This window comes from Devosia sp. XK-2 (assembly GCF_037113415.1).
Taxonomy (GTDB): domain Bacteria; phylum Pseudomonadota; class Alphaproteobacteria; order Rhizobiales; family Devosiaceae; genus Devosia.
In genome coordinates this window covers 203516-230440 of record NZ_CP146608.1, presented here as the reverse complement: position 1 = coordinate 230440, position 26925 = coordinate 203516, and the positions used below count along the sequence as shown (strand labels likewise).

Genomic DNA, 26925 nt, shown 5'->3' with positions numbered 1-26925 from the left:
AGGCGTGAATCTCTCCCAAGAGAGCATCATAGCTCCGGCACACCATATCCTCGCATTGGCGCGACACAAGGTGCCGTCAATCGCTCAGAAGCTTATCCCGAACGTCGTCCCTACCGCATGGCGCTGGCCGCTGCTGCTGAACTGGCCGTCATAGTGGAGCGACAGATTAGCGCTCTCCGAGAAGTCGAGGGTCAATCCGGCCTCGAGCAGCAGCGCATCCGAGGATGGGGCATTGCCGGCGACCGTAAACGGCGTGCCGCCGGCAAAGCTGTTGCTGGTGGTGGGCGTGCCGCCAAAGCCATGCCGCCAGCCGATGCCGCCCGAAAGGGTGGCCAGCGTGGTGTCGAGCGCGATCCGGTGTTCGGCGCGGATGCCCAGTTCGGTGACGGCGACACCGTGACTGGTCGGGACGACGGTTAGGGCTGCGCTGCCGCCGGTTTCGGTGAAGCCCTGGGTCATGGCGTGGGCCATGCCCAGCCGTGCGTAGGGGGTGACGGCGCTGGCGCCCATATCGAATGTGGTGTTGATCTCGGCAAAGGCCGAGAGCGTGTCGGCGCCATAATCGGCAGTCAGCGTCTGGTTGAGCGCCCCAACGGCGATGTCGCGGGTCGAGGAGACGAGGCTATGGGTCCATGCCGTGCCAAAGGCCAGTCCGATGTGGTCGCCATTCCAGCCGCCATAGGCGCCGAGGGACAGATCGGTGCTTAAGAGACGCGTCTCACGATCGGGAATGGAGGTCCATGTTCGGCCCATTCCGGCAAAGCCGCCGACCAGCCACTCGTCATAAAACAAATCCCCGCCCAGCAGCAGGCCGCCGCTGGCGGCATCGAAGCCGGCGGCATTGCCGTTGCTTTCGTAGCGGGCATGGCTGCTGAAGGGCGCGGCCCAGGCATTGCCGGTATTCGGTTCGGCATCGTCCGGCACCGGTGCATAACCGAGCGCCCCGGCCCGCCCCAGGGCGGCAAAGGCCTGCTCTACCCGGTCGAGCACATGCATGCCGGTGGCGATACTATTGCCCGACATCTGCCCCAGCCCAGTGGCAAAGCCCTCCCCGGACAGATCGTCCAGCCCTGGTCCGGCCTGGGCGTTGGAAAGGTTGAGGACAGCGTCATAAACATCATTGCCCGCGCCGAGCCCGAAGGCGGCATTGCCGGTGGCGCATTGGTTGATGCTCATGCCGGAAAGGCAGAAGCTGTCGCCGGCAGACGTAGCAAGGCCGGAGACGAGATAGTAGTTGGTCGCGTCGAAATCGCGGATGAAGTCGAGATAGGCGAAATCGTCGGTGATGGTCTGGTCGCCGTTGACCGTCAGCCCCCCGGCAGCGACGAGGACGGTATAGCGCTTGCCAGCCTCGTAACCGGACGAGCCGTCCTCGCCCGGTGTTTCCGGCTTCACATGGATCAATGCGCCATTCTCGAAGGTGGCGGTGCCGCCGCCAAGCACGTCGACAACATCGTTATGCGTGCCGGGAGTGTCGCCACCCCCCTTGATTTCCACTTCATAGGCCGCCCCGGCATTGAGCCTCCAATCGCCGGTGACCGTCAGCATGCCGATGGAATTGCCGGGCGCCACCGTGCTGCCCGATTGCGCAGTCACGCCGCCCACCGTGCCGCTACCACCCAGCGTGCCGCCAGTCAGAGCCACATGGGAATTGGCAATCGAGCCGTTCACCACCAGCAGTCCATCGCTGATCGTGGTGTTCCCGCCATAGGTATGCGCACCTAAAAGCGTGGTGGTGCCGCTGCCGCGCTGATTGACCGAAAGCAAAGAATTGCCCTCGATCGGCACCGAGAGGGTAAAATGGTCGGTCTGGTTGAAATTGACAGCGCCGCCGTTTCCTGGATACCCGAAAAGCTCAATGCTGCCAGCATTCAACGTGCCTGCCAGGGTCGGAGCGGAAAGGTCATATGCGCCGAAGTTCAGCGTGCCGGTGCTGAGTGGCCCCTCGCCCAGCATCACTGTGCCGATGCCGCCGAGCACCGCGACCGTGCCGCCATTGCTCAGCGTCATGGAACCGTCCCCCCCGCCGCCGACGAATATCTGCCCAGCGTCAAGCCTGGAGCCGGCGCCGTCCACGATGAGGCTTCCCGAAGCACCGAGGATATTCCCGATAAAGACGCTATCGACGACGTTCATCCGGCCGCCCGCGTCGATGCTCAATTCGCCCTGCGTCGTGTCACCAACAAGCAGATGGTGGGTTACCGACCATCTGGCATTCGTGCCGCCGACATTGACCACGCCTGTGCCGCCATAACCGATACGAGACAGATGGCTCGTCACGCTGCTGTCCGCGCCGATGGACAGAGTTCCTGTCTGCCCCGAAACGGTGCCAACCTTCATCTCGCTCAGGGCGTGAGAGATGCTGCCACCGTCCACCTCGAGAACGCCATTCTCGACAATTGTGCCCCCAGAATAGCTATTGTCGCCCGCCAGACTCAGTGTGCCGGTACCGAACTTGGTCAGGCTGCCGGTGCCGGACAACCCGGCAATGGCACGAACATCATAGCCGTTGCTGTCGATGAAGGCGCCGCCTGCCTCAATGGTGAGATAGAGTCCAGGAGCAGCGGACAAAAAATTGGAGATGCTGGACCTCGCCCGCAAGATGCCGCCATCAAAGGTGAGCATGCTGCCCGATCGTTGCACAGAAACTCTAATTGCTTCCAATACGCCGCGCGCGCCTGCGGTGCCACCAATGACAATCTGGCCCGATGCGCCGGGATCAAGGCCTAAAATGGTTGCCCGGCCCCTAACCAATCCGCCATCGCTAATCGCCAGGGTGCCGTTGCTCCCACCCCCAACAACGATGGCCTGACCGCTTTGTAAACGTGACCCGTTGCCTGTAACGACAACGTCTCCCTCGTCATTGTAGCCCACCCAGATCTCTGAAGTCGTCTCGACGCTACCCCCTTCCTCGATCCTCAAAGTGCCCGGGCCAGAACGACCAATATATAGAACGTTGTCGGTGGACCACGCCGATGATGGGGAGAGATCAGGGAGAACGTCACCGGTAATCGTCACCGACTGGGCGAGGGCCGTTTGGGACAGGCAGGGCAGAACCAGGCTTGTGCCCAAGGCCGTACCAGCGGCGCAAAGAGCGATCCTCCGCTTCCAGGCTGGGATCGAATTACTTGCCGCGCGCAGGAATCGTCGCATTTACACTGCCGCCTCGCCGCCGGCGCGTAGAATAAAAAAGTCGGCAAATCATATGGATAGGACACGCGCTGTCGATTGGCGCAGCGTGCCAATTCATTGTCGCAGCGTGTCTTGCGCGATAGGGTTTCGAAAATATCAGCGCGGACGCGCACGCTCCGCCACTTCACCCGGGCTGATGCCGAAGCGGGCGCGGAAAGCCCTATGGAAGTTGGACGGATCGGTGAACCCGCAGCGTAGAGCCAACCGCGCGGTGGCCGTACGCCCGCCATCGCTGGAAATAAGCTGCATCACCCGGCGCAGCCGCTCTTCCCTGATCACCGGCTCGATGGCCAGTTCCCGCTCCCGAAACACCCGGTAAAGCGTCGAGCGTGAACAATTCACTGCCCGCGCTATTGAAGTCGGATCGAGGCCCGGATCGCCGATATGCTGCCGGATATGGCTCATGGCGGCGGCGAACAGAGCGGCATGGCTGCCGGGATGCGCCTGCCCGACCCCACTGCCCAGTATGTGCCCGACCAGGTCGATGGTCTGTCCCAGCATAAAGGCCCGTGAAGGCAGGTCCAGCACCGGCAGGCTGGTGGCCATAAGGGCAAGTTGACTATGCAGCGCCCCCGCCAGCGGCGACCCATTCAGCAGGCGCGCAATCTCGGCCCCGGATAGCTGTGTGCCGTCAAGCTGATCGCGCTGCAGCGACAGGTGCAGCCCCTCATGCTCAGACCAGTCGAATGCAAAGGGCCTGGCGGCATCCGCCACAAAGATCGCCCCGGCGTCGGCATTGGTGCGCACATCCTCGTCGTCCAGGCCACGCCGCTGTCCCCTCAGCACCAGACCGATATCGAGTGTCTCGTCACCGTCGGCGCCGATATGTTGACGAGCTCTGGCACCCGACACTCCACCCGAACGATAAGCGGTAAAGCGCGCCGTTGGGCTGAAGACAGTAAATCCCTTCGCCGCAAAGCCCGCTGCCTCGGGCATGCTGTCCACGTCGAAGCCGTAATAGGCATATTCACGCCAGAAGGCGAAACGGTCGCTTTCCGGAAGTCCCGCCGTCGACATCTCGACAAGCAGCGCCGCCGGCGCAGCGCCATGTTCTGGGGCCCAGCGCTCACGGTCCGGCGCCCAGGCCCACAGGTCGCTCGTCCAATCGAAGCGCACTGGGACGGTCTCGTCTGTGGGGTCGAATGGCACGGCCGCAACACCAATAGAGTATCTTTGATTCCGCACGCCGAAGCGCGCAGCGCCATCTTGGGGGCCATCAGGGCGATACAGCAAGGGCGAAGTGCCCGGGGGCTCACGTCTTCGACAGAGGCCAATCAATTAATGCCGGTGACAAGCGAGGGGCTGTCGATCCACCACCTGACCGTCGCCATCCGGCCGGGCCTCTCCTCGCGGGACTGCGTCCTCAATCTGCGCCGCATGGCAAACGCCCGCCAGAAGCCCGACGAAGCCAATACGACTGTGCCTCTCGAACACCTGGCATTGACTGAATTGGTCTCGGCCTGGGCTTTCGAGACGCTGGCGAACCCGAGCGATCCAGGACGTTCATGACATTGTCGATCACCGCGCTCAATGTGTCGCGGGCACCGGCGGGAGCCCCGCGCCACGCAGTACCGCAAATGCATCCTCGAGAACGAATATCAAAGCCCAGGCCCGCTGTCGGGCCACCCGCATATTGCCTATGCGCAACGATCTGCGGATGTCCGAGTGTCCGAGGCGATCGGTCAAGTCCGTCGGCACCGGCTTGCGGAACCAATAGACCGGACCTCGCCGGTGAACCAAGGATGCGATGGACTTATGCAAGGAACAAGCACTCCCGTCGGATGTGACGGGATGCTGCGACAGAATCCGTACTTTGAATCGGACTCTACTCCAGCAATTTCAATGGCTTGGGAATGGCGGAGAGAAAGGGATTCGAACCCTTGAGACGGTTCCCCGCCTACACACTTTCCAGGCGTGCGCCTTCGACCACTCGGCCACCTCTCCGCATCGCTTGTTGCCCGGTCTGGAAAGGCCGGGATAGCGGGTCCCTGGGGGCCGCTGCGAGCGAGGCGCAATATACTCATCATCTTTTGCGGCGCAAGGGATCACTTTGGCGCCTCCCCGATTGTTTTTTTGCCCACCAATAGCCAGGTAAGGCTCGAGCGCCCATCTTGTGGGTTGGGGCGCTGCGTGGCACAAGACAATTGTGCCTGGCCATGGAAGGAACCTGGGCCGGTTCGGTTCGAACAAGCCAGGCGCGAGGAATGTGGATGCGGCTTGTCTTGAGAGTGTTGGGCACCTGGCTGATTGGCCTGGCGCTGATTTTTCTTGTCGTGGATGGCACCAAGTCATTGGCCGCCAATGCCCTGGTTTTTACCAGCCTGGGTGATGCCTGGACGCAATTGCATTCGCCAAGTCTGGATGCCGTCAGCGGCTTTTTCGCAAGCCGCTTCTTTGCCGATCTGCTTGATGCGGCCATGCGGGCCGTGCTGACCTATCCGGCCTTTGCCGTTCTGGGCGTGCCCGGCATCGTTCTGGCGCTGATGGGGCGCCGTCCGCGCCGGGAACGCTTCGTGCATCAGGAGCAGATCTGATCGGGCGTAACCATAACAGGGTCGCCACCGAATAGAGGGCTGAAAGGAGCAAGTCATGTTCTTCCGTCAAAAGCCGACCACCATTCCAAGCGCTAATGAAGCGCTGCCGGGCCGCAGCGAGCAGATGCCCGTGGCGCCCGACCACTTCGTCAATGGCACAGCGCTCAAGGGGCCCTATCCCGAAGGCGCCGAAACCGTTTATTTCGGCCTTGGCTGTTTCTGGGGCGCCGAACGCCTGTTCTGGCAATTGCCTGGCGTCATCGTGACAGCGGTGGGCTATCAGGGCGGGCATACACCCAATCCCAGCTATGAGGAGGTCTGCTCGGGCCGTACCGGCCATACCGAGGCGGTCAAGGTGGTCTATGACCCGGCAAAGATCAGCCTTGAAACCCTGCTCAAGACGTTCTGGGAGGAGCACGACCCCACCCAGGGCATGCGACAGGGCAATGATGTGGGCACGCAATATCGTTCGGCCATCTATACGACCACGCCGGAACAGGCGGAGATCGTTGCGAAGAGTCGGGTCGCGTACCAGCAGGCGCTCGATGCGCGCGGACTGGGTCCCATCACTACCGAAATCGCAAAAGCGGGGCCGTTCTACTTTGCCGAGACCTATCACCAGCAATATCTGGCCAAAAATCCCAATGGCTATTGCGGGCTGGCAGGGACGGGCGTGAGCTGCCCGATCGGCACGGGGGTTGCCGCGGCATAGCGCCAGTGCCTTTGGCAAAGAATTGAGGCGCCCCGTCCCGACGGGGCGCTTTTTTGTTGGCCGCGAACACTAGAGCATGACGGCATAGATTTTGAGCGGACCGTCGAGCGACACATCCTTTAGCCAGCCGGGCGGGGTCCCGGCCGCCAGCAGGCTCAGCAGACTGTCCGGTTCATTGAGCCCCTGCCCGCGCATTTCGGGCATTTCAGGGCAGGTAACCAGCAAACCCAGCCCGCGTTCGGTGGCAATATCGCGCGCCTCGGCCGCCGGCCGGTTGAAGAACCGGAACGTGTCCAGAATACCCGCCTCATTGCGGTGATAGGGCGCGGACACCACGGCATGGGGTGTTTCGAGCAGGATATGCGATCCCAGATCGATCGGACTCATCACCCGCTCAGGCGGCATAGCGCGCAGATCGGCAAAGGCCGTGCTGGCCAGGCAGGACATTTTACTGGCCCGCGCCTGGCTGATGGCCTGCGCCTGTCCCCCGGGCAGCAGGTTGACAGTGCTGACCACCAACAGGTTCAGAACAATGCCGGAAAAGACCAGCCACGCGCCAATCAGGCCGATGGCCGGCATCAGGCTCCGGCGCGCCAGATAGGCTTGCCGGGCCTTTACGATCAGCCAGGCAGCGGCGGGAATGGTGGGCAGTATGGCGAGCCGGGCCCCGCGTATCTGGGCGAGCATGATCAGCGTGGTGCAGGCCAGAAAAACCAGAAGGGTCAGCCAGGCCAGGCGCCTATGCGGCTCCCGCCAGAGAGCCAGCGCTGCGGCGGCCAGCCCCAGAAAGACCGGGGCGCCGACCGTTACGGCATAGGCGGGCAGATCGACCAGGGACAGATGCCAGGGTTTGGCCTCGACAATGGCGGCAATCCAGTTTTCCTGCAGCCAGGGATCGAGCTCTCCATAGGGGCCGCCAAGGCATTGCGGATAGACCAACGCGACAATGGTGGCGCAGAGGCATGCCAGGCCACCGAGCAACGCCAGGCGCCAGAGGGCATGGCGCGGTGGCGGCAATAGCGAAACGCCGACAAAGGCCAGCCCCACCAAAAGGCCTGCGAGCACATAGGCGGGCGAAATCATGTCGCAGGCCGCTTCCAGCCAGCGCGCCGGCTGTCGTGTGAGCATCAGCATCAGGACAAGGCCGCCGCCCAGGGCCAGGCCAAAGCGTGCCAGGTTGCGGGCACGGCCGGGATTGACGACATAGCTGAGGCCAAAAGCCAGGCTTGCGGCAATCAATACTGGCGCGGCTTCCAGCGCGATCGACAACGCTGCGGCGGCGCAAAGTCCCGCTATCCAGGCGGCAATGGGTCGACGCAGGGCGACCAGGCTGGCCAGCAGGGTCGCCATGGTCAAAAGGATGATGACATTGTGGTGGTCGACACGCCCCGGGGCGAATTCGGCCAGCACAGCCGGACTGAGAATGGGCAGGACCAGTCCGGGCAGCAGACCGGCGCGTCCGACCAGTTCGAGCGTCGTTCGGGTGCTGAGCCAGAGCAGCACGGCCAGCAGCAGCAGGGGCCAGGCCGTGCCGGTGATCAATTGCGCAATGGCCGGATCGGCGAAGCGGCCGGCGAACCAAAGCAGCGCGGCCAGCGGCAGGTCGACAAGCCGCGACCAGTGCAGTTCCGCCCCGAAAGGGGTATTGAGCCGATGCTGCACATGGTCGTACCAACCCTGACCGTTCAGAAAATCGGACACGACCACCATGCGCATGGCATCGTCGGTATCGAGAAACAGGGGTACGTCCGGGCCCTGGGTCAGGCTGCGCCAGGCCAGCGTGGCAGCGACAAGCGCCCAGATGCCGATAAGCCAAAGCCAGTCCCGGCGACCCAATGCAAATGTCGGCTGGTCTGGCATTTGTCTTTCTCACGCTATGGCCCGGGCCAGAGCATGACTGACCAGGCGTTAATGGCCGGTGCAGCTAGAATGCGCGCGGAACAGAAAAGGGGGTATCGTGTACCAATTAGAGGAGGAGATGCCCCATGAATGACGGTTCCAAACTCGGCGCCATCGGCCAGATTGCCCGCACCGTCCGCGACGTCGCGGCAGCCAAGCACTGGTATGGCGATGTGCTCGGTCTGCCGCTGCTGCTCGAGGCCGAGGGCATGGCCTTTTTCGATGTCGGCGGGGTTCGGCTCTATCTGCAGCAAAGCGAGCCGGCCGGCGCCGAATCGATCCTTTATTTTCGCGTGCCCGACATTGCGGCCGCGCATTTGGCCCTCATGGATCGGGGCGTACATTTCCTTCAGCCACCCCATCGGGTGCATCAGCACGCCGATGGCACCGAGGAATGGATCGCCTTTTTTGCCGATCCAGAGGATCGCCCTCTGGCGCTCATCGCGCAGGTGCGGCCCAGCTAAGCGGCGCCGAAAAGGCATTGTCCGCTAACCTCTTGCCAACCATTGCCGGGTCAGAATGGCGATGGACGCAGGGTCTGCTTGTTGGACACACAAACGAATACGATCTGGACTTTGCCGGAGATCGATCCGGTCAAGGCACTGGCGCCTATCCGGCGCCTGGTGTGGCTTGCCTGTTTATGCGCACTTGTCGCCGGCGGTGTTCTGGTCCTGTCTGCTCTGCATATCATGGAAACCACCGACGAGCTGTCCCTGGCCAGGGAGCGGGCGCGGGTCGCACAGATCGCGGACATTGTCGTGTCTCTGCAGGCAAGCGAGGCGGATGCCGAACTTGCGCGCCTCGGTGCCATGGCGGGCCTGCGGGACCTGGCCCTGTCATCGCGTCCGCTTTCGGGCGAGGGCCGGCAATCGATGCCGCTTTTATCCGGGCCATTGGGCGGTCAGTTTCTGACATGGACCGCAGATCGGCCCGGCGTGCTCCTGTTCCAGCGCCATGCGCCGCTCCGGGTGCCCTTGATGCTTGTGCTGATCGGCAGCGTTCTGGGTTGCCTGGTGGCCATGCTGCGTCATGTGCGCCGAATCGAGCAGCAGCGCGCCGCGGCGCAGCGCCAGGCGTTGCGCGATCATTTGACCGGCCTGCCCAATCGCCTGGCACTGGACAAGGTCATGACCCAGCTGGCCGCCGAGCAGCGGCATTTCTCGGTTCTGGCGCTCGATCTCGACCGGTTCAAACCGATCAACGACCTGTTCGGGCACCATGCCGGTGACCAGGCCCTGGTTGAAATGGCTGCGCGTTTATCGGCGCAATTGCGCGCGGGCGAGTTTCTCGCGCGTGTCGGCGGCGATGAATTCGTAGCCATTGTGCATCGCGGACAGCAGCATGCGGACCTCGCCGCCTTCGCCGAGGACTGCATCGCCGCAAGCGCCGCGCCATTGGCCTCGGTGGGGTTCAACGTTACGGTCGGCATGAGCCTGGGCATTGTCGTGGACGGGCTCGAACATCCCGCGCCAACCCTGCTCAAACAGGCCGACAGGGCCCTTTATGAAGCCAAGCGCCGACAGGGCAGCACCTTCTGTTTTGCCGGTGGCAGCCGGCCGGCCGAACAATCGGGCGACAAGCCAGAGGGGTGGGCGCCGGCTCTGCCCCCTGCCCCCGTGGCATGGGTCGAAACGGCCTGATCTCCCGCGCTAGCTCTTAGGCGATCCGTTCGGCCTGGGCCTGGGCGTCAGGCCGTGCATGAAAAGCTGTTCGAGATAGCGCGCCGCGTCTTCAAAGCGCCCTTCGCCATTGCGACCCTTGCCCAAAACGGCCCGCACCTGCACATCGAAATCGGCATAGTGCTGGGTGGTTGCCCAGATCGAAAAGATCAGGTGATAAGGGTCGGTCCGGGCCAGCCGCCCCTGATCCATCCAGCTCGTGAGTATCTTGGCCTTCTCATCGACCAGCGCCTTGAGGTCCACCTCGATCATCTCGTTGATGCGCGGCGCGCCCTGCAGCATCTCATTGGCAAATAGCCGGCTCTCGCGCGGAAAATCGCGCGCCATTTCCAGCTTGCGGCGAATATAGGAGCGTATTTCGGCGAAAGGATCGCCGTCCTCGTTCATTTCGCGCAAAGGCGCCAGCCAGGTGTCGAGCAGTTCGGCGATCAGCCGGCGGTGAATCTCTTCCTTGCGTGGGAAATAATAGAGCAGGTTGGGTTTACTCATCCCCGCCACTTCGGCGATCTGGTCGATGGTGGAGCCGCGAAATCCGTGCACCGAAAACACTTCCAGCGCCGCCTCCAGGATGATGTCCTGCTTTTCCTTCTGGATGCGGGTCAGCGGACGCGGGCGCGTGGGCGGATGGGTTGCAGCTGCCTTGGCGTCGGCCTTGTGCTGGCGCTTCGCGCTCACCTGCCGTTGCTCGGCGGCTTTCACTTTTTTTGCTGCCATTTTCGCCTTGCGGGAATGTGTAGGGATGCTAACATTTTTCCAACTGGTCAAAATTTCCGGGGTTCGGGCGTCCACGTCAAGACCCAAATGAAGACCAGGCCAGTTTCAATGGGAGCGGGAATTCGTGTCCACTTCGTCCAATGTTGCGCCGAACGACCTCAGCGCGTTCTGGATGCCCTTTACGGCAAACCGCCAGTTCAAGAAATCGCCGCGCATGTTCGTGGCAGCCAAGGATATGCACTATACCACGGCTGATGGCCGTCAGGTACTTGATGGCACGGCTGGGCTCTGGTGCGTCAATGCCGGCCATGCCCGTCCCAAAATCGTCGAGGCCATCGCCAAGCAGGCCGCCGAGCTCGACTATGCACCGGCCTTCCAGATGGGTCATCCCAAGGCGTTCGAGCTGGCCAACCGACTGGTCGATCTTGCTCCTGATGGGCTTGATCATGTGCTGTTCACCAATTCGGGCTCTGAATCGGTTGAAACCGCGCTCAAAGTGGCCCTGGCCTATCACCGGGTGAAGGGCGAGGGCTCGCGCACCCGCCTGATCGGTCGCGAGCGCGCCTATCATGGCGTCAATTTTGGTGGCATTTCCGTGGGTGGCATCGTCACCAACCGCAAGATGTTCGGCACCCTGCTGACAGGCGTCGACCACATGCCGCACACCCATAATCTCAAGCAGAATGCCTTTTCGCGCGGTCTGCCCGAACATGGGGCGGACCTTGCTGATGAATTGGAACGGATCGTGACCCTCCACGATGCCTCCACCATTGCGGCCGTCATTGTCGAGCCGGTGGCCGGCTCCACCGGCGTGCTCATTCCGCCGCCGGGCTATCTCAAGCGCCTGCGCGAGATCACCAGGAAGCACGGCATTCTGCTGATATTCGATGAGGTCATCACCGGCTATGGACGCCTCGGCACGCCCTTTGGCGCCGACTACTTCGACGTGGTGCCCGATATCATGGTCACCGCCAAGGGCCTGACCAATGGTGTCATCCCTATGGGTGCGGTCATGGTGTCGGCTGAAATCCACGACACGTTCATGCAGGGCCCGGAACATCTGATCGAGTTCTTCCACGGCTATACCTATTCGGGCAATCCGGTCGCCTCGGCGGCGGCGCTGGCAACGCTCGAAACCTATAAGGAAGAAGGCCTGCTGACGCGCGGGGCGGAGCTGGCGAAAGTCTGGGAGGATGGCCTGCACTCCCTCAAGGGCCTGCCCCATGTCATCGACATCCGCAATATCGGCCTGGTCGGCGCCATCGAGCTCGAGCCAATTGCCGGGCAGCCGACCAAGCGCGCGTTTTCGGCCTTCCTCAAGGCCTATGAACAGGGCCTTCTGATCCGCACCACAGGCGACATCATTGCGCTCTCCCCGCCCCTGATCATTTCGGAGAGCCAGATCGGCGAAATCGTCTCCACCCTTTCGGGCATCCTCAAAACGCTTGAGTAGAATGGAACAGGAATTCTATACCCGCAGATATAGAATGAGTGTTCCCAAACTGGAGGGGAAACCCTGATGCACGTCATCGAAAATGCCGTTGCCGGCAAGCGCTATGTCTCGTCCTCGACCCGCCGTGTCCCGGTCTTCAATCCGGCCACCGGCGAGCAGAGCGCCGAGCTGCCGCTGTCGACCATGGCCGAGCTCAATGCCGCGGTTGAAAACGCCAGGCAAGCGCAGGTCGCCTGGGGCAATACCACGCCCATGAAGCGCGCCCGCGTCATGTTCAAGTTCAAGGCGCTGCTCGATCAATATGCCGACGATCTGGCCCGTGAGATTTCGCGCGAACATGGCAAGGTGCATGACGATGCCCTGGGCGAAGTGGCCCGCGGCATTGACTGCGTCGACTTTGCCTGCGGCATTCCACAGCTTCTGAAGGGCGAATTCTCACGCAATGTGGGCCCGAGCATCGACAGCTATTCGGACCGGCAGCCGCTCGGCGTGGTTGCCGGCATTACCCCGTTCAACTTCCCGGCCATGGTGCCGATGTGGATGTATCCGGCGGCCATTGCCTGCGGCAATGCCTTCATCCTCAAGCCTTCCGAGCGCGATCCCTCCGCCTCCATGCTGGCCTGGAACCTCTTTATGGAAGCCGGCCTTCCCGAGGGCATTCTCAATGTCGTTCATGGCGACAAGGAAATGGTCGACGGCATTCTCGACCATCCCGACATCAAGGCGGTCAGCTTTGTTGGCTCCACCCCGATCGCTGAATATGTCTATCAGCGCGGCGTCAACGCCGGTAAGCGCATGCAGGCCCTTGGCGGCGCCAAGAACCACATGGTCATCATGCCTGATGCCGATCTGGACCAGGCTGCCGATGCGTTGATGGGCGCCGGTTATGGCTCAGCCGGCGAACGCTGCATGGCGATTTCCGTGGCTGTTCCGGTGGGCAAGGAAACAGCCGATGCGCTGGTTGCCAAATTGAAGCCGCGCGTCGAAGCGCTCAAGATCGGCCCGGCCACCGACAGGGATGCCGAAATGGGTCCGGTGGTCACCAAGATGCACCGTGACAAGGTCCTGGGCTATATCGACTCTGGTGTCGAAGAAGGCGCAGACCTCGTCGTGGATGGCCGCGGTTTCTCGCTCCAGGGTTATGAGAACGGCTATTTCGTCGGCGGGACCCTGTTCGACAATGTCGAGCCCAATATGAAAATCTACAAGGAAGAGATTTTCGGGCCCGTCCTGTCGGTCGTCCGCCGCGACAGCTTCAAGGATGCGGTCGATCTCATCCATGGCCATGAATATGCCAATGGCACGGCCATCTTCACCCGCGACGGCGATGCCGCGCGCGAATTTGCTGACAAGATCGAAGTGGGCATGGTGGGCATCAATGTGCCGATCCCGGTGCCGGTGGCCTACCATTCCTTCGGCGGCTGGAAGCGCTCGCTGTTCGGCGATCATTCCATCTATGGACCTGAAGGCGTGCATTTCTACACTCGCCTCAAAACGGTGACGACCCGCTGGCCAGCAGGCATCAAGGGCGGCGCCGAATTCAGCTTCCCGAGCGTGAAATAGATGCGGCTCTCGCTCGAGATCAGCCCGCCCGGAGCGGAACCAGACAGCAATGGCGACACCGATAGCACTCTTGTGGAAATTTATCTGGACGCCGCCGGACGGGACGAACTTGTGCGCGAGCTTCTCGCTATGAACTGGGTCGACGGTGCCCAAAGCAACGAGCACTTTCACCTCTACTCTGAAAAGTGGGGCGGATACGGTTTGACGGAGGAACGGCGTGTGCCGGGAAATCTGATCTGTCGTGGCCTCAAAGTCTACTTGCGGCCAGACGACGAACCGCTCTGGTCGCCCGACCAAACGTAGGAAAACATCATGACCTCTCCCGGCGAAAACCTTCGGATCAATGGCGACCGGCTCTGGGAGAGCCTGATGGAAATGGCCAAGATTGGCCCCGGCATTGCCGGCGGCAATAATCGCCAGACCCTCACTGACAGCGACAAGCAGGGCCGCGAACTCTTCGCCAAATGGTGCGAAGATGCGGGCATGACCCTTGGCGTGGATGAAATGGGCACCATGTTCGCCCGTCGCGAGGGTGAGGACCCGAGCCTTGATCCGGTCTATGTCGGCAGCCATCTCGATACCCAGCCCACGGGCGGTAAATATGATGGCGTGTTAGGCGTTTTGGGTGGGCTCGAGCTGATCCGCACGCTCAACGACCTTGGCATCAAGACCCGACGCCCTATCGTTGTCACCAATTGGACCAATGAGGAGGGCACCCGCTTTGCTCCGGCCATGCTGGCCTCGGGCGTCTTTGCCGGCATGCATACCCAGGACTGGGCCTATGATCGTCTCGATGCGGAGGGCAAGCGCTTTGGCGACGAGCTTGAGCGTATTGGCTGGAAAGGTCCGGAAAAGGTTGGTGCGCGCAAAATTCACGCCATGTTCGAACTCCATATCGAGCAGGGTCCGATCCTTGAAGCCGAAGGCAAGGATATCGGTGTCGTCACTCATGGGCAGGGCCTGTGGTGGCTTGAAGTGACCCTGACCGGCAAGGAGGCCCATACCGGCTCGACGCCGATGAATATGCGCGTCAATGCCGGGCTCGGCATGGCGCGCGTGACCGAGGCGGTGCATCGCATCGCCATGGCCCATCAGCCCAATGCCGTGGGAGCGATTGGTCAGGCCAATGTCTACCCCAATTCGCGCAATGTCATTCCGGGCAAAGCGGTCTTCACCATCGACATCCGCTCGCCCGAACTCGACAAGCTCACCTCCATGCGCGAGCAGATCGAGGCCGAAGCAGCAAAAATCGCCGAGGAACTGGGCCTGGGTCTCACCATCGAGCCCACCGGCCATTTCGATCCCGTCACCTTCGACGAAAACTGCGTCAAGGCCGTCCGCGACGCCGCCGAACGGCTGGGCTACAGCCACCGCAACATCGTCTCGGGCGCCGGCCACGACGCCTGCTGGATCAACCGCGTCGCACCAACCGCCATGGTCATGTGCCCATGCGTCGATGGCCTCAGCCACAACGAGGCTGAGGACATTTCCAAGGAATGGGCAACGGCAGGGGCCGATGTTCTGTTCCACGCTGTGGTCGAGACGGCGGGGGTGGTGGAGTGATAAAGCGGGCAGCTGAAGTCGCGCAGCGACACCTCTCCCTTTGGGGGAGAGGTCGGCCCGAAGGGGCGGGTGAGGGGGCCTAATGAGCACACTCAAAACCCGGTTTGCGGCGCAGGCGGCCAAGATCCTGCGATCCAATATGTCGGACGCGGAGCGAAAGCTTTGGCGCTTGCTGCGCAATCGGCAGTTTCGTGGGCTCAAATTCGTCCGACAGCTGCCGGTTGGACCCTACATCGCTGATTTTGCCTGTCGCGAAGCAGATCTGATCATCGAGGTCGATGGCGGGCAACATGCGCAGAACAAGCGTGACGCCGTTCGCACGATCGAACTTGAAAGTTATGGTTTCGCTGTGATCCGCTTTTGGAACAGGGATGTCCTGACCAATATCGATGGCGTCTTTGCCGTCCTATCCGAGCACATAGAAAAGGCCCCCTCACCCGGACTTCGCTTCGCGAAGCCCGACCTCTCCCCCAAAGGGAGAGGTGAAGAGCGGCCGGGGAAACAAGGGAACGCATCATGAGCACAGTCATCAAGAACGGCACTATTGTGACCGCCGATCTCAGCTACGAAGCCGACGTCAAGATCGAAGGCGATGTCATCGCCGAGATCGGCAAGAATCTTTCCGGCGACGAGGTGCTGGACGCCAGCGGATGTCTCATCATGCCCGGCGGCATCGACCCGCATACCCATCTCGAAATGCCCTTTATGGGCACCTATTCGGCCGACGACTTTGAAAGCGGCACGCGCGCGGCGCTGGCTGGCGGCACCACCATGGTGGTTGATTTCTGCCTGCCCAATCCGAACCAGAGCCTGCTTGAGGCGCTCCAGATGTGGGACAACAAGTCCGGCAAGGCCTCGACCGACTATTCCTTCCACATGGCCATTACCTGGTGGGGCGAGCAGGTCTTCAATGAAATGGCCCAGGTGGTTGATCGGGGCATCACCTCGTTCAAGCATTTCATGGCCTATAAGGGCGCGCTCATGGTCAATGACGATGAGATGTTCGCCTCGTTCCAGCGCTGCGCCGCGCTCGGCGCCCTGCCGCTGGTCCATGCCGAAAATGGCGATGTCGTCGCCGCCATGACCGCCAAACTCCTGGCCGAGGGCAATAATGGCCCGGAGGCTCACGCCTATTCCCGCCCGCCCGAAGTCGAGGGCGAAGCGACCAATCGGGCCATCATGCTGGCCGATATGGCCGGCGTGCCGCTTTATGTCGTCCACACCTCCTGCGAACAGGCGCATGAAGCCATTCGCCGCGCCCGCCAGAAGGGCATGCGCGTTTATGGCGAGCCGCTGGTGCAACATCTGACGCTGGATGAAAGCGAATATTTCAATCCCGATTGGGACCATGCCGCCCGCCGCGTCATGTCCCCGCCCTTCCGCAACAAGCAGCATCAGGATTCGCTCTGGGCGGGCCTACAGTCTGGCTCGCTCTCCTGCGTGGCGACGGACCATTGTGCCTTCACCACCGAGCAGAAGCGTTTCGGCATCGGCAATTTCGCGAAAATCCCCAATGGGACGGGCGGCCTCGAAGATCGTCTCCCGGTGCTCTGGACCGCCGGGGTCAATACGGGTCGCCTGACGCCCAATGAGTTCGTCGCCGTCACCTCAACCAATATTGCCAAGATCCTCAACATGTACCCCAAAAAGGGTGCGGTCATGGTCGGCGCCGATGCCGATCTCGTGGTCTGGGACCCGAAGCGGAAAAAGACCATTTCGGCCAAAAGCCAGCAATCGGTCATCGACTACAACGTGTTCGAAGGGTTCGAGGTCACGGGCCTGCCGCGTTTCGTTCTGAGCCGCGGCAAGGTCTCCATCGTTGAAAGCGAAGTGAAGGCCGAGCCGGGCCATGGCAAGTTCGTCGCCCGCGAGGCGAAAAACCCTGTGAACCGTGCGCTTAGCCAGTGGAAGGACATCGTCGCGCCCCGCAAAGTGGAGCGGACGGGTATTCCGGCGACGGGGGTTTGATGGACTTGGTTCGGTTGATGCAGAGGCTCCCCTCCCCATGAGTGTCGTCTCCGCCCAAAATCTCGGTCTGACCTTCCCTACCGGCGATGGTGATGTTGTCGCCCTCAGCGACGTCAATCTCACCATCGAGAAGGGTGATTTTGTCTCCTTCATTGGCCCTTCGGGCTGCGGCAAGACCACGTTCCTGCGCACCATTGCCGATCTCGAAAGACCGACTTCAGGGACGCTCAGCGTCAACGGCATGAGCCCGGAAGAGGCGCGCAAGGCGCGGGCCTATGGCTATGTGTTCCAGGCGGCCGCGCTCTATCCCTGGCGCACCATCGAAAAGAACATCGCCCTGCCGCTTGAGATCATGGGACATTCGGCCCGCGAGCAGGCCGAGCGCATCCAGCGCACCATGGAGCTGGTGAACCTTTCCGGCTTTGAAAAGAAATATCCATGGCAGCTGTCCGGCGGCATGCAGCAGCGCGCCTCCATCGCGCGGGCGCTCAGCTTCGATGCCGATCTATTGCTGATGGACGAGCCCTTTGGGGCACTGGACGAAATCGTCCGCGACCACCTCAATTCCGAGCTTTTGAAACTCTGGGACAGAACGCAGAAGACGATTTGCTTCGTCACCCATTCCATTCCCGAGGCGGTCTATCTCTCGACCAAAATCGTGGTCATGTCGCCGCGCCCTGGCCGGGTTACCGATATTATTGAATCGACCCTACCCAGGGAGCGCCCCCTCGATATCCGCGAAACGCCGGAATTTCTGGCCATAGCCGCACGCGTCCGCGAGGGCCTGCGGGCCGGGCATAGCTATGACGAGGGGGCGGTTTAGTGATGGTGTGGGATGCCGGTATCACCTCTCCCCTGAGGGGAGAGGACGCCGCGCAGCGGCGGGTGAGGAGTTCAGTGCCGCCGGGGAGCAAGGGTGATTTGACACACTCTGAACCCCTCACCCCAACCCCCTCCCCTCAGGGGAGAGCGGGCGTATCGTACTCGAGGACAGCAAGATGACCCGCATCCTCCCCGTCCTCATCGCTATGCTGACGCTCCTTACCGCACCTGTTCGCGCGCAACAGGCCGATAGCGGCCTCGACAAGCAGAGCGATGGCCGGTTCACCGGCCTGGTCGTCGTTACCGATGATCTGAACTGGTACGAAATGTTCTCGCGGCCAGAGGTCCCGCAGTTCTCCGGAAAATCCCATTTTGCTCCCGGTGACTGGGGTTCGATAGCGATCATCTTCAGCAATGCCGAACCGCAAGATGGGCACGCCGAAATTCGCTGCAATATCGAGGCCTTTGATCCGTCCGGCACAAAGCAGGTAGCGATGAATGAGGTCTGCTACGCCGGCCCCTATCGCGGACCGAATATCCTGCACCCGGCCCTTATTGACCTTCGTTTCGGCATAACGGCCGAGGATCCGCCTGGCCCAGCTGGCTTCAGAGTCACTCTACGCGATGCCCATTCCGATAGAGAAGTGGCGCTTGAAGTGGGATTCACCCAAGGCGCCAAGCCATGACCCGCATCCTCCCCGTCCTCACCATTCTCCTCGCCATCATCGCCATCTGGTATGCGGCTGCCATTGTCATGAACGCGCCCTGGCAGGAACGACTCAATGCCCGGGCCGATCTGGTCGATGTGCCCTTTACTGAGTTTGCCCAACAGACCTGGGCGCAGGACAAGCCAGTCCTGCCCGCGCCGCATCAGGTCATTTCCGAAATCTGGAACGCCACGGTGGCGCTCGACATCAACTCCAAGCGTTCGCTCGCCTATCACGGCTGGATCACTCTTTCGGCGACGCTGCTGGGCTTTGCCTTCGGCACCACGCTGGGCGTGCTGCTGGCGGTGGCCATCATCCATAATGACGCCTCAGACCGCTCGCTCATGCCCTGGATCGTCGCCAGCCAGACCATTCCCATTCTCGCCGTTGCGCCCATGGTGGTGGTGGGTCTGGGTTCGGTCGGCATGACCGGCCTTGTTCCCAAGGCGCTGATCTCGATGTATCTGAGCTTCTTCCCGGTCGTGGTCGGCATGGTCAAGGGCCTGCGCTCGCCCGAGGGCATTCAGCTCGACCTGATGCGCACCTATGACGCCAACCCCTGGCAGGTGTTCTGGAAATTGCGCTGGCCTGCCGCCATGCCATTTCTGTTCGCGTCCATGAAGGTGGGCATTGCCATTTCGCTGATCGGGGCGGTCGTAGCCGAACTCTCCAACGCCTCGGGCGGAGGCCTCGGCGTGCGGCTGCTCACGGGCTCCTATAATGGTCAGACCGTCCAAATCTGGGCGGCCCTCTTTATCGCGGCGGGCCTTGCTGCGGTTCTGGTCGCCATTGTCGGCAGCGCCGAAAAATGGGTCAATGCGCGCATGGGGGCCAGGGCATGAGCCGGACGCTTTCAAGCCTGCAGCTCTATCTTGCCCTCATTGCCGGTGGCGCCGGCATGATTGGTTTCATCGCCTGTCTGCCGACGCTGGACTCCTCGCCGATCATGGCGAGCTATTTTGTCCTGGCAGGCCTCTCACTCCTCCGTCTGGCTATGCCGTTCAGCCTTTGGCTCGATGGCCTGTTGGCCGCTTTTGGCGCTGCTGCGCTATTAATGTCGCTGACGCCGGATGCGACCCTGCCCTTGCATTTCTGGCTGGCCCTGTTTGCGGCCTGGGCCTTCGCCTGGCTCTTTGTGGAGCGGCTTTCAAGTGCAATTCGGGCCGGGGATTTGCCGGAAACCGGCACGGGTCTGGTGATCCCGGTGGTTTTTGGCCTCGCCCTTCTGGTCATGTGGGAGGTGGTGACCCGCGGCGCCAATGTGCCACCGGTCCTGTTGCCACCACCCTCGGCCATCTGGGCGCGCCTCACCAGCGAAGTGCCCACGCTCTGGGCCGATTTCGTCCAGACCTTCATCAAATCGGTGTTGCCGGGCTATGCCATTGGCTGTCTCGCCGGGCTCATCGTCGCCATCGCGGTCGACCGCTCCCCATTCCTCAAGGCCGGGGTCATGCCCATCGGCAATTTCATGTCTGCCTTGCCCATTATCGGCATCGCCCCGATCATGGTCATGTGGTTTGGCTTCGACTGGCAAAGCAAGGCCGCGGTCGTTGTCGCCATGACCTTCTTTCCCATGCTGGTCAACACGGTGGCGGGGCTCAATGCCGCCTCGACCATCGAGCGCGACCTCATGCACACCTATGCCGCCTCCTATTGGCAAACCCTTATGAAGCTCAGGCTCCCCGCTGCGGGCCCCTTCATATTCAACGCCCTCAAGATCAACTCGACTCTGGCCTTGATCGGCGCAATCGTAGCGGAATTCTTCGGAACGCCCGTAGTGGGAATGGGCTTCCGGATTTCGACCGGGGTGGGGCGTCTCGCCATCGACCTGGTCTGGGCGGAGATCGCTGTTGCTGCGGTCGCGGGGTCCGCCTTCTATGCAGGTGTAGCCCTCATCGAGAGGGGCGTCACCTTCTGGCATCCGTCTGTCCGTGGTGGACGGGCGTAACAGGGAAAAGGGAACGAGAATGAAGAAGATTATTACCGGCATGCTGGCTGGCGCTCTGGCGCTCTCGGCCGCGCCGGCCGCCATGGCCGCCGATGCGCTGACCCTACAGTTGAAGTGGGTCACCCAGGCGCAGTTCGCTGGCTATCTGGTTGCCGAAAGCAAGGGTTTTTACGACGAGGAAGACCTGGACGTCACCATCCTGCCCGGTGGCCCCAATATTGCCCCGGAACAGGTGATTGCCGGCGGTGGCGCCGATATCATCGTCACCTGGATGGCTGCCGGCATGGCTGCCCGTGAATCGGGTGTGCCATTGGTCAATATTGCCCAGCCCTTCAAGCGTTCGGGCCTGATGATGATCTGCCCGGAAGAGACCGGCATCAAGGAAGTTGCCGACTTCCCCGGTCACACGCTGGGCGTCTGGTTCTTCGGCAATGAATATCCATTCTTTGCCTGGATGAACAAGGAAGGCATTCCGACCGATGGATCGGAAGGCGGCGTCACCGTTCTGCAGCAGAGCTTTGACATTCAGCCCATGATCCAGGGCCAGGCCGACTGCATCTCGGTCATGACCTATAATGAATATGGTCAGGCACTCGATGCCGGTTACGGCCCGGATAATCTGACCATTTTCAACTATACCGATATGGGCAATGACCTGCTCGAGGACGGTCTCTATGTCATGGAGGATACCTTGTCCGATCCGGCCAAGGTCGACGCTTATACCCGCTTTGTGAAGGCCTCGATGAAGGGCTGGGCCTATGCCCTGGAAAACCCGGAAGAAGCCGCCGAAATCGTGGTCGAAATGGACGATACCGGTGCCGCCGAATATGAGCACCAGCTCTATATGGTGGGCGAGGTTTCCAAGCTGGTCGACGCCACTGACCCGGCCCTCAACATGGACACTTACGATCGTACCGTGCAGGCCCTACTCGACCAGGAGATCATCAAAGCAACGCCGGAAGGCGCTTACACCTCGGTGGTCACCGACGCGCTGAAGTAAGCGGCATCAACCCGCTGACGGAACGGGCGGTGCGCAGGCGCCGCCCGTTTGCTTTGCGCTTTGGTGGTGCTGGCCCGGCCTAGCGAAAGACTGGTGGGCGTTTTTCGAGAAAGGCCCGCAGCCCCTCTTCGGCATCCGGGCCCGTCTGGCTCAATGCCGCGGTCAGGCTTTCAGCATAAAGCCCGGCTTCGGGCGGCATCGTGCCGATCTGGGCGATGGCCTGAATGATGAAGCCATTGATGGTCGGCGAATTCTTGGCAATGCGCTCGGCCAGCTCAAACGCTTTTTCGAGCGCCTGGCCCTCGGGCACCACGTGATGGGCAAGCCCCAGCCGCTCGCCCTCAATGCCGGAATAGGTTCGGCCCGTCAGCATCATTTCGGTCAGGCGATCGGGACCGATCAGGCGGGAGATGCGCACAGAGCCGCCGCCACCGACAAAGATGCCGCGCAGTCCTTCGGGCATCTGGAAGCGCACCGTCTCTTCGGCGACACGCACATGGCAGGCGGCGCCGAATTCGAGCCCACCGCCCATGACCGCGCCGCTCATGGCGGCAATCACCGGCACCTGCGATTGAGCAATCCGCGCCATGACCCGGTGCCAATTGCGCGAATGGGCCATCACTTCCAGGGGTTCACGCGCCACATGTTGCGAAAGGTCCAGACCAGAGGAGAAATGCCCGCCATTGCCCGAAACCACAATGGCGCGCGTCTCGGACGGCACCGCTGAGAAAAAGTCATCAAGCGCCGCCACGAGGTCATCGTTAAGGGCATTGCGCTTATCGGGACGGTTGAGCGTCAAATGGCTGATGGCGCCTTTCTGCTCGACGATCAGCACCTGATCCTGGCTCATGGATTTTTCCTTTTTTCGATTCAGGTGTTCTGGCCCAGAAGCGCACGGACCTCGTCCGGCAACGGCGCCGAACGGATGGAACCATCCTCGCCGCGCACAACCCAGACGCGCTTTTCATGGGCCTCGATGGCAAGCTCGCCGTGCTTGAAGAGGCTGTGTTTCACCGCAAAGCTCGAGCGGCCGAGGTCGGTGATTTCGCTTCTGATCTCGACCACGTCGCCAAAGCTCGACGGGCGGATGAAGCGGGCGCCGGTATCGACCATAGGGATGCCGGCAATGCCGTAATGGGCCAGCCAGTTGCGCTTATGCATGGCAAAGGCCGCCGAGAGCATGGCCGCCGTGGCATTGTCGAAGAAGCGGAAATAATTGGGATAATAGACAATGCCGGCCGGATCGCAGTCACCGAACTGGATCTCCACCCGCGTGATATTGGTGAACATCGCGGCTCCTATTTGGGCTGCATGCGCAGCGCACCGTCCAGCCGCACCACTTCGCCATTGAGATAGTCATTGCCGACCATGGCCATGACCAGATCGGCGAATTCGGATGGTTTGCCCAGGCGCGGTGGGTTGGGAATGGCAGCGGCCAGCCCGTCCTGGGTTTCCTGTGGCAGGCCTTCGAGCAGGGGCGTCAGGAACAGGCCGGGCGCAATGGCGAGGACGCGAATGCCGAAACGCGCAAATTCGCGCGCCGCCGGCAGGGTCAGCGACACGATCCCACCCTTGGATGCAGCATAGGCGGCCTGGCCGATCTGGCCTTCGAAAGCGGCCACCGATGCCGTCGAAATGATGACGCCGCGCTGTCCATTGTCATCGGCTTCGGCCAGCGACATGGCATGGGCGCAAAGCCGCATCATGTTGAAGCTGCCGACGAGATTGACATTGATGACCTTGGAAAAGGCGTCGAGTGCCATCGGGCCATCGCGGCCGACAATGCGTCCGGCAGTACCGATGCCGGCGCAATTAACGAGCACGGAGGGCGCTCCCAGCGCGGTCACCGCCGCCGACACGGCAGCTTCGGCGCTGGCTGCATCGGCCACATCGAGGGCGAAGAACCGGCCGCCAAGCTCGGCGGCAATGACCTCGCCCTTGGCCGCGTCGCGGTCAAAAATGCCGAGTTTGGCACCGGACGCCGCCAGCGCCCGTGCCGTGGCGGCACCAAGCCCGGAGGCACCACCGGTAACGAAGGCTGTCCTGCCTGCAATATCCATCACACGGCCTCCGGATTTTCGATGAGGAGGGCAATGCCCTGCCCGCCGCCGATACAGGCCGAGGCAATGCCATAGCGGGTGCCGGAACGCCTCAGTTCATTGGCCAAGGTCAGCCCGAGACGAATGCCGGTAACACCGAGCGGATGGCCGATGGCAATGGCGCCGCCATTGACGTTGAGCTTGTCTTCATCAAGCCCCAATTCATCCACGCAGGCCAGAATTTGCGCGCCGAAGGCTTCGTTGATCTCGATGCGATCGATCTGGTCGAACTTCATGCCTGCCACTTCGAGCACGGCGCGAATGGCGGGGGCTGGACCGATGCCCATGATCTGGGGCGGCACGCCGACAGCGGCACTGGCAAGAATGCGGGCCAGTGGCTTATGGCCATTGGCCTTGGCATAGGCGCCCGACGCCACGAGGACGGCCCCTGCCCCATCGACAATGGCCGACGAATTGCCGCCGGTCTGCACACCACCAAAAGCCGGACGAAGCTTAGCCAGCACCTCATAGGGCGAGGGACGGATATGGCTATCGGTGTCGACGCTCTCGACGCCGCGCGGCAGCTTGATACCACGCTTGTCGAGCGTGTCGATCTCGAAGGTCTCGCTGATCACCGGCACGATTTCCTCGGCCAAAATGCCAGCATCCCGCGCGGCAATGGCGCGGTTGAAGCTGCGCTCGGCGAACCGGTCCACCCGCTCGCGGGGGATGTTGTACTGTTTGGCCAGGTTCTCGGCGGTGTCGCCCATATTGACACAACCGGCCGGGTCATAGAGCGCTTCCCAGAGGAAGTCCTTGAACTCCACCTGGCCCATGGCAAAGCCATTGCGATGGGTATAGGCGGCGATGGGATTGCGGCTCATGGATTCGCAGCCAGCGGCCAGGGTCAGATCGACCCGTCCGAGCGAGACCGAATCCGCCGCCTGGGCGATGACCTCGATACCAGTGCCGCAGATGCGCTGCACCAGATGCGCCGGCGCCTCGATGGGTGCACCGGCATAAAGGCCGATATGGCGCGGCGTGACATAGGCATCGAACGAGGCCTGGGCCATGGAGCCGGCTATGGTGTGGCCGATATCGGCGGCCTTGACGCCTGTCTTTTCAATCGCCGCGCGCGCCGCCTTGATGCCCAGGTCAATCGGTGAAATCGCGCTGAGCGCCCCGCGATAATCCACGAAGGGGGTCCGGGCGCCGCCCAGCAGCCAGGCGTCATCGAAGGTGAGGCGAAGGCCTTTGCTCATGTTCAGGCGCCTTTCCGGGGCAGAATGAAAATTTCGGGGCCGGGCTCGTCCGCGTAAAGGCTCGCCGCCAGGTCGGCGCGGTGGGCGCGCACGGCGCGCTGGTTGATCGAGCCCTTGTCGGTGACCTCGCCCTTGTCGATATCGGGCAAGTCGGCCATGACCAATGCCCGCGCCACATGGTTGGAACTGCCGGTGGACCTTTGCGCCAGATCGTTCAGGCTCTCGGCGAAAAGCTGGCGAACCGAGGGGTGGCTAATGATGGTGCTGGCATCGGCATCTGCCGGCAGGCCGGCATGCCGCGCACAAGCCACCAGATCGGGGAAAATCATGGCGCCGATGAAATTGTCGTCGGCGCCGGTGAGTACCACGTCGCGGATCAGTGGCGCGCAAGCGCCAATCACGGCGGCCCGCACCGAGGCAAAATTGACCCAGGTCCCGGTCGAGAGTTTGAAATCCTCGGTCACGCGTCCGTCAAACACGAAACCCTTGCCCAGATCATCCGGGTCAGCCTGACGCACCGCGTCGCCAATGCAGTAAAAGCCCTCCTCGTCAAAAGCGGCGGCGGTCTTTTCGGCATCGCGCCAATAGCCCGGCGTGACATTGGGGCCCTTCATGCGCAATTCAGTCTTGTCGCCATTGGGCACGAGCTTGATGCTCATGCCCGCCGCGGGCAGGCCGATATGCCCGGCCTCTTCGACCGGCCATGTCGTGGTGAAGGCAAAAGGCGCCGTTTCGGTCGAACCATAGCCGGTGATGATCATGACGCGTTGACCGAGCTCGGTCTTGGCGGCTCGATCCAGCCCATCAAAGACATGCTGGGACAAGGAGGCCCCCGCATATTGAAGAATTTTTACGCGGGCAAAGAGATTGCGGCGGATTTCGGGGTGCTCGTCAAAGGCCGCGACGAGAAATTCATAGGCCTTGGGCACATTGGTGAAAAAGGTCGGCTGCACCATGCCGAGATTTTCCAGCGTGCGCCCGAAACGCGCTGGGGTCGGCTGGCCATCGTCGATATAGAAGCTGCCGCCGTTGTAGATGGCGATGCCGGTATTATGGCTGCCTCCGGCCACGTGGTTCCATGGCATCCAGTCGAGCAGAACCGGCGGCTCATCGGCGAGAAAGGCCAACGCCTGACGGATCATCTGCTGGTTGCAGGCCATCATGCGATTGGTGGTGATGACGCCCTTGGGCAGGCCGGTCGAGCCCGAGGTGAACAGCACTTTGGCAATCGTGTCGGGCGTGATGGCGTCATGCGCCTGGGCCACGGCCGGCGTGACCGGGGTCTGCAGCAGATCGTCGAACAGGCCGACCTTGCGTCCGGCAATGGGATTGGTCCGAACGACAAGCGGGATGTCGCCGGCAAAGACAGCATCGATGGCCGGGGCAAAGCGGGCACCATCGCTGGCATAGATCATGCCCGGGGTGAGAAGGCCGGCAATGTGCCGCAGCTTGCCGAAATCGGTCGAGATCAGGGAATAGGCCGGCGAAATCGGGGCATAGGGGATGCCCACCCAAATCGCCGCCATGCCGAGCAGGAAATGTTCGATCTCATTGCCCGAAAGCACGATCAGCGGCCGCTCAGCCGACAGGCCGGCATCGAGCAGCGCCTGCGCCAGCGGCGGGATGCGGGCCATGACCTGGGCGTAGCTCAATTCCCGCCAGCCGGCGTCTTCCCGGTCGGCGATCAGAATGGCGTCCGGCGTCTTTTGCGCCCAGCTCTCCAGCGCATCGACAATGGCGCGCGGATAGGAGCCCAGGGCCTCTACCGAGCGAATAATGGTGGTGCCATCGGCGCGCGGCTCGGCCGTCGCTGCCATGCTTCCCAGCCGCACCGGGCGGATCGGGATCGACTGATAACCCATGAGACTCC

General features: G+C 62.0%; 25 protein-coding genes and 1 tRNA gene. 16 read left to right on the top strand and 10 right to left on the bottom strand.

The features are described 5' to 3' along the window. Positions 1–84 precede the first annotated feature (84 nt). Positions 85–2625, bottom strand: coding sequence for an autotransporter domain-containing protein (locus tag V8Z65_RS01150; protein ID WP_338721992.1), 2541 nt, complete (start codon positions 2623–2625; stop codon positions 85–87). Between the two features lie 663 nt (positions 2626–3288). Next, positions 3289–4341, bottom strand: coding sequence for a helix-turn-helix domain-containing protein (locus tag V8Z65_RS01145; RefSeq protein WP_338721991.1), 1053 nt, complete (start codon positions 4339–4341; stop codon positions 3289–3291). A 132-nt stretch (positions 4342–4473) separates the two neighbouring features. Here V8Z65_RS01145 and V8Z65_RS01140 point away from each other — a divergent pair, with 132 nt between their 5' ends. Further along, positions 4474–4701: a hypothetical protein gene (locus V8Z65_RS01140; RefSeq protein ID WP_338721990.1), complete on the top strand. Its 228-nt coding sequence runs from the start codon at positions 4474–4476 to the stop codon at positions 4699–4701. Positions 4702–5046: 345 nt separating this feature from the next. On the opposite strand, the gene V8Z65_RS01135 is transcribed toward V8Z65_RS01140, so the two are convergent. After that, positions 5047–5136: transfer RNA gene (locus tag V8Z65_RS01135), tRNA-Ser, on the bottom strand. A gap of 266 nt (positions 5137–5402) precedes the next feature. On the opposite strand from V8Z65_RS01135, the gene V8Z65_RS01130 reads away from it, so the two are divergent. Then, the gene (locus tag V8Z65_RS01130; protein ID WP_338721989.1) at positions 5403–5726 is read left to right on the top strand and encodes a hypothetical protein; all 324 of its coding nucleotides are present in this window, start codon (positions 5403–5405) and stop codon (positions 5724–5726) included. 55 nt (positions 5727–5781) lie between these two features. Beyond that, complete coding sequence (gene msrA / locus V8Z65_RS01125) at positions 5782–6438, top strand: peptide-methionine (S)-S-oxide reductase MsrA (RefSeq protein WP_338721987.1); 657 nt, start codon at positions 5782–5784, stop codon at positions 6436–6438. A gap of 69 nt (positions 6439–6507) precedes the next feature. On the opposite strand, the gene V8Z65_RS01120 is transcribed toward msrA, so the two are convergent. After that, positions 6508–8298 carry a hypothetical protein gene (locus V8Z65_RS01120; RefSeq protein ID WP_338721986.1) on the bottom strand — a complete coding sequence of 597 codons (1791 nt, stop codon included), beginning with the start codon at positions 8296–8298 and terminating at the stop codon, positions 6508–6510. Between the two features lie 125 nt (positions 8299–8423). Here V8Z65_RS01120 and V8Z65_RS01115 point away from each other — a divergent pair, with 125 nt between their 5' ends. Both V8Z65_RS01115 and V8Z65_RS01110 read left to right on the top strand, forming a co-directional pair. Further along, positions 8424–8801, top strand: coding sequence for a VOC family protein (locus tag V8Z65_RS01115; RefSeq protein WP_338721984.1), 378 nt, complete (start codon positions 8424–8426; stop codon positions 8799–8801). 81 nt (positions 8802–8882) lie between these two features. After that, positions 8883–9977, top strand: a complete 1095-nt coding sequence (locus V8Z65_RS01110; RefSeq protein ID WP_338721983.1) for a GGDEF domain-containing protein — start codon at positions 8883–8885, stop codon at positions 9975–9977. A 9-nt stretch (positions 9978–9986) separates the two neighbouring features. Here V8Z65_RS01110 and V8Z65_RS01105 read toward each other — a convergent pair whose 3' ends face one another. After that, a complete protein-coding gene (locus V8Z65_RS01105) occupies positions 9987–10730 on the bottom strand; it encodes a TetR family transcriptional regulator C-terminal domain-containing protein (protein WP_338721981.1) in 744 nt (247 codons plus the stop codon). A 172-nt stretch (positions 10731–10902) separates the two neighbouring features. Here V8Z65_RS01105 and V8Z65_RS01100 point away from each other — a divergent pair, with 172 nt between their 5' ends. From V8Z65_RS01100 to V8Z65_RS01050, 11 genes are all read left to right on the top strand, one after another. Further along, positions 10903–12183, top strand: coding sequence for an aspartate aminotransferase family protein (locus tag V8Z65_RS01100; protein WP_338724092.1), 1281 nt, complete (start codon positions 10903–10905; stop codon positions 12181–12183). Between the two features lie 66 nt (positions 12184–12249). Continuing rightward, positions 12250–13746, top strand: a complete 1497-nt coding sequence (locus V8Z65_RS01095; protein WP_338721979.1) for a CoA-acylating methylmalonate-semialdehyde dehydrogenase — start codon at positions 12250–12252, stop codon at positions 13744–13746. Beyond that, positions 13747–14049, top strand: coding sequence for a hypothetical protein (locus V8Z65_RS01090; RefSeq protein ID WP_338721978.1), 303 nt, complete (start codon positions 13747–13749; stop codon positions 14047–14049). Between the two features lie 9 nt (positions 14050–14058). Further along, positions 14059–15309: a Zn-dependent hydrolase gene (locus V8Z65_RS01085; protein WP_338721977.1), complete on the top strand. Its 1251-nt coding sequence runs from the start codon at positions 14059–14061 to the stop codon at positions 15307–15309. Between the two features lie 82 nt (positions 15310–15391). Continuing rightward, positions 15392–15829 (top strand): DUF559 domain-containing protein, encoded by a 438-nt coding sequence (locus tag V8Z65_RS01080; protein ID WP_338721976.1) that lies wholly within the window; start codon positions 15392–15394, stop codon positions 15827–15829. Beyond that, on the top strand, positions 15826–17277 hold the full coding sequence (hydA, locus tag V8Z65_RS01075) for a dihydropyrimidinase (RefSeq protein WP_338721975.1): 1452 nt from the start codon (positions 15826–15828) through the stop codon (positions 17275–17277). Before V8Z65_RS01080 ends, hydA begins: the two co-directional genes overlap by 4 nt. Before the next feature lie 37 nt (positions 17278–17314). Beyond that, positions 17315–18100 carry an ABC transporter ATP-binding protein gene (locus V8Z65_RS01070; RefSeq protein ID WP_338721973.1) on the top strand — a complete coding sequence of 262 codons (786 nt, stop codon included), beginning with the start codon at positions 17315–17317 and terminating at the stop codon, positions 18098–18100. A gap of 175 nt (positions 18101–18275) precedes the next feature. Further along, positions 18276–18785 carry a hypothetical protein gene (locus tag V8Z65_RS01065; protein ID WP_338721972.1) on the top strand — a complete coding sequence of 170 codons (510 nt, stop codon included), beginning with the start codon at positions 18276–18278 and terminating at the stop codon, positions 18783–18785. Then, positions 18782–19648, top strand: coding sequence for an ABC transporter permease (locus V8Z65_RS01060; protein WP_338721971.1), 867 nt, complete (start codon positions 18782–18784; stop codon positions 19646–19648). The genes V8Z65_RS01065 and V8Z65_RS01060 overlap by 4 nt, the downstream gene beginning before the upstream one ends. Continuing rightward, a complete protein-coding gene (locus V8Z65_RS01055) occupies positions 19645–20754 on the top strand; it encodes an ABC transporter permease (RefSeq protein WP_338721970.1) in 1110 nt (369 codons plus the stop codon). The genes V8Z65_RS01060 and V8Z65_RS01055 overlap by 4 nt, the downstream gene beginning before the upstream one ends. Positions 20755–20773: 19 nt before the next feature. Continuing rightward, positions 20774–21754, top strand: a complete 981-nt coding sequence (locus tag V8Z65_RS01050) for an ABC transporter substrate-binding protein (protein WP_338721969.1) — start codon at positions 20774–20776, stop codon at positions 21752–21754. A 79-nt stretch (positions 21755–21833) separates the two neighbouring features. Here V8Z65_RS01050 and V8Z65_RS01045 read toward each other — a convergent pair whose 3' ends face one another. The 5 genes from V8Z65_RS01045 to V8Z65_RS01025 are packed head-to-tail and all read right to left on the bottom strand — an operon-like array spanning position 21834 to position 26917. Further along, positions 21834–22604 (bottom strand): crotonase/enoyl-CoA hydratase family protein, encoded by a 771-nt coding sequence (locus tag V8Z65_RS01045; protein ID WP_338721968.1) that lies wholly within the window; start codon positions 22602–22604, stop codon positions 21834–21836. Between the two features lie 20 nt (positions 22605–22624). Then, on the bottom strand, positions 22625–23044 hold the full coding sequence (locus V8Z65_RS01040; RefSeq protein WP_338721966.1) for a thioesterase family protein: 420 nt from the start codon (positions 23042–23044) through the stop codon (positions 22625–22627). An 8-nt stretch (positions 23045–23052) separates the two neighbouring features. Next, positions 23053–23814: an SDR family NAD(P)-dependent oxidoreductase gene (locus V8Z65_RS01035; protein WP_338721964.1), complete on the bottom strand. Its 762-nt coding sequence runs from the start codon at positions 23812–23814 to the stop codon at positions 23053–23055. After that, positions 23814–25055 (bottom strand): thiolase family protein, encoded by a 1242-nt coding sequence (locus tag V8Z65_RS01030; protein WP_338721963.1) that lies wholly within the window; start codon positions 25053–25055, stop codon positions 23814–23816. Before V8Z65_RS01030 ends, V8Z65_RS01035 begins: the two co-directional genes overlap by 1 nt. Positions 25056–25057: 2 nt before the next feature. Beyond that, a complete protein-coding gene (locus V8Z65_RS01025; protein ID WP_338721961.1) occupies positions 25058–26917 on the bottom strand; it encodes a feruloyl-CoA synthase in 1860 nt (619 codons plus the stop codon). Positions 26918–26925: the final 8 nt, after the last annotated feature.